Here is a 3,349-nt window from a genome sequence, read left to right on the forward strand (position 1 = left end):
ATCAACTCCGAATCAAGAAAGAACGGCCAAAAAAGAAATAGTTAAAAATCTTTTAAAAAACAATAAAAGAATGACAACTGCTCAAAACTTATTTAAAGATGTTCTTTCTAAACAGTTTGAAAATTAAATGAAAATCCTTCAGATCAATACAACTGTTAATTCCGGAAGCACAGGCAGAATTGCGGCAGATATCGGGAAGATTCTGTTAGATCTAGGTCATGAAAGTTATATAGCCTATGGACGAGGAGGTAATTCAAGTGATTCAAAATTGATCAAAATCGGAAAGAGATTTGATACTTATTTTCATGGATTTAAAACAGCAGTATTTGATAGACATGGATTTGGATCAAAAAAAGCCACTCGACATCTAATAAATGAAATAGAAAAGATCAGGCCCGATGTAATTGGGTTACATAATATACATGGGTATTACCTAAACATTGAACTCCTGTTCAATTACTTGAAGAGCCAGCATATTCCTGTCGTTTGGACTCTGCATGATACTTGGAGTTTTACCGGACATTGTACTTTTTATGATTCGGTAGGATGTGAAAAGTGGAAAACGCTTTGTCAGCAGTGCCCCAAAAAATCCATGTATCCTTCCAGCTACCTGTTGGATAATTCAAGAAATAATTTTTTAGACAAGAAAAGAATATTTAATCAACTTGAAAACCTTCATTTAGTTACCCCTTCTCAATGGCTGCATAATGCAGTTAAACTATCCTTTTTGAAATCACACTCGATTAGTGTTGTCCATAATGGTGTTGATCTAAATATATTTAAACCTGCTGTACATACTGAACTGGAAGGTTTATACAGCGCATTTGGATTTTTGAAACACAAGAAAATTATCCTGGGTGTTGCTAATATTTGGGATAAAAGAAAAGGCCTTGATGATTTTATCCAGCTTCATTCCCAGCTAAGTGAGGATTTTAAAATCGTATTGATAGGGCTAAGTAAAACTCAACTTTCAAACCTGCCTGAAGGGATGTTGGGTATTACCAGAACTGAAAACGTGCAGGAATTGGCTGAATGGTATAGCCTGGCCGATGTCTTTGTTAATCCCACCTACCAGGATAATTTTCCGACCACAAATTTAGAAGCTTTGGCTTGCGGAACTCCGGTTATAACGTATGATACAGGCGGGAGTCCTGAGGCTATTGATTTGGTAACAGGTGAAATTATTAAAAAAGGTGACATTCAATCATTAAAACAAGTTATTGAAAAGTGGTGTACAAATAATTCAGTTGAAACTTCAAAAGAATGCAGAATTAGAGCTAAAAAGTATTTTAATAAAGAAGATAGGTACAAAGATTATTTAGCACTTTATGAACAAGTATCAAAGCGAAAATGATTAAATGATAACTAAAAAAATATACATCGCAGGCCATCATGGCATGGTAGGTTCCGCTATTTGGCGCGCTCTCGAAGCAAAAGGGTTTAAAAATTTAATTGGTAAAACAAGTCAAGAACTTGATTTGCGAAATCAAGATCAAGTAAACCAGTTTTTTAACACAGAAAAACCAGTCGTGGTAATTGATGCAGCTGCGAGAGTGGGGGGGATATTGGTAAATAATAATTTTCCATATCAATTCTTGATGGAAAATATGCAGATTCAAAATAATCTGATTGATGCGGCTCATCGCCACGAAGTGAAGAAATTCATTTTTCTGGGAAGTTCTTGCATCTATCCTAAAATGGCTCCTCAGCCTTTAAAGGAGGATTATCTTTTGACAGGGCCGTTGGAACCGACCAATGAATGGTATGCGATTGCGAAGATAGCTGGAGTTAAAGCTTGCGAAGCCATTAGAAAGCAATTTAACAAAGATTTTGTGAGTTTGATGCCTACCAATTTATATGGTACACACGATAATTTTGATTTGCAAACTTCACATGTCTTGCCAGCCATGATGCGAAAGTTTCATGAAGCGAAATTAAATAACCATGCACCCGTAACTTTATGGGGATCAGGAACACCTATGCGGGAATTTTTATTTGTAGATGATTTAGCTGCAGCCGTCCTTTTTGCTTTAGAAAATACATTAGATGACAATCTTTATAATGTAGGAACTGGTATAGATTTGATAATTAAAGATTTAGCGTTACTGATACAAAAAACAGTAGGTCATCAAGGAGAAATAATTTGGGATGAATCTAAACCCGATGGAACCCCAAGAAAAATGATGGATGTAACCAAACTAAAAGCATTGGGATGGAGTCCAAAAGTTGATTTAGAATCAGGAGTTCTTAAAACATACGAATGGTTTTTAGAACACACCATCCAATACAAAGAAGTGAAAATGTAAAAGGTATGAAATTCCGTCATAATACAAACCCATGGACAAATCTGTAATCAAGGATTAAAAAAAATGCCTAAAAAAATTCACGTAGTATTATCAGGTGGCTCAGGAAGCCGCTTATGGCCATTATCAAAAAAATCAAGAACCAAACAATACATTCCACTTTTTGATGGTAAAAGCTTATTTGAAATAACCATTGCAAACAACCAAAATATATGTGATGAGGTACTAGTAATTGGGAATATTGATAACTATGAATTGACTTTGAGTGTTTTAAGAGATAATGTGTCCACAAATTTTCAAGTACTGGCTGAAGCACAGCCTAAAAATACTGCCGCGGCTATTGCTTTTGCAGCACTTTCGGTTAATGAAGAAGATTTATTGCTAGTAACACCATCCGATCACATTATTGAAAACAAAGAAGCATATAAAGAAGCAGTTAACAAGGCATTTGAATGGGCTCGCAAAGGACATTTGGTTACGTTTGGTATTAATCCAAATAAACCAGAAACAGGTTATGGCTATATCCAAAGTAATGGAGAAGATGTGGTTGCTTTTCATGAAAAACCAGACTTAGCCAAAGCAAAAGACTTTGTGGATAAAGGAAATTATCTTTGGAACAGTGGTATTTTTTGTTTTCAAGCTAAAACCTATTTAGAAGAGTTAAATAAATTTCGATCTGATATTTTTGAAGCTTGTAAAAACGTCATTAAACTAAAAAGTGGTGACTTTTTAGACGAAGAGGCAACATCGAAAATCCCATTTGAAAGTATCGATTATGCAGTGATGGAACAATCTCAAAAAATCAAGATAGTCAAAGGAACTTTTGATTGGTCAGATTTAGGTTCATTTGAAGCACTCTACGAATATTTCACCTTAAGAGGTGCTTACGTGCAAGATTCAAATCTTATTATTGCGGAAACAGCACATGTTGAATTACACGGACTTGAAAACATGATGGTGATACAAAGTGGCGATGCCATTTTAGTGATGCCAATTGCAGAATCACAATCGGTCAAAAAAATATATGAAAGATTACTCCAAACAAA

General features: G+C 35.0%; 3 protein-coding genes. All 3 read left to right on the forward strand.

What is annotated here, in order from left to right; all coding sequences use genetic code 11:
* The first annotated feature begins 127 nt into the window (after positions 1-127).
* Entirely contained in the window at positions 128-1,354 is a 1,227-nt protein-coding gene (locus ACTF56_RS12920; RefSeq protein WP_438967324.1) for a glycosyltransferase, read from the forward strand.
* Positions 1,355-1,358: 4 nt separating this feature from the next.
* Complete coding sequence (locus tag ACTF56_RS12925; protein WP_438967325.1) at positions 1,359-2,306, forward strand: GDP-L-fucose synthase family protein; 948 nt, start codon at positions 1,359-1,361, stop codon at positions 2,304-2,306.
* Positions 2,307-2,369: 63 nt separating this feature from the next.
* Positions 2,370-3,349, forward strand: a 980-nt coding sequence (locus tag ACTF56_RS12930; RefSeq protein WP_438967326.1) for a mannose-1-phosphate guanylyltransferase, incomplete at its 3' end; no start/stop codon positions are given.

It is taken from the genome of Flavobacterium sp., assembly GCF_965657075.1.
Lineage (GTDB): Bacteria > Bacteroidota > Bacteroidia > Flavobacteriales > Flavobacteriaceae > Flavobacterium.

Bases quoted from the DNA above. Each gene is read 5' to 3' on its own strand.
- ACTF56_RS12925 (WP_438967325.1), top strand. From the start codon at position 1,359: ATGATAACTAAAAAAATATACATCGCAGGCCATCATGGCATGGTAGGT.
- ACTF56_RS12920 (WP_438967324.1), top strand. From the start codon at position 128: ATGAAAATCCTTCAGATCAATACAACTGTTAATTCCGGAAGCACAGGC.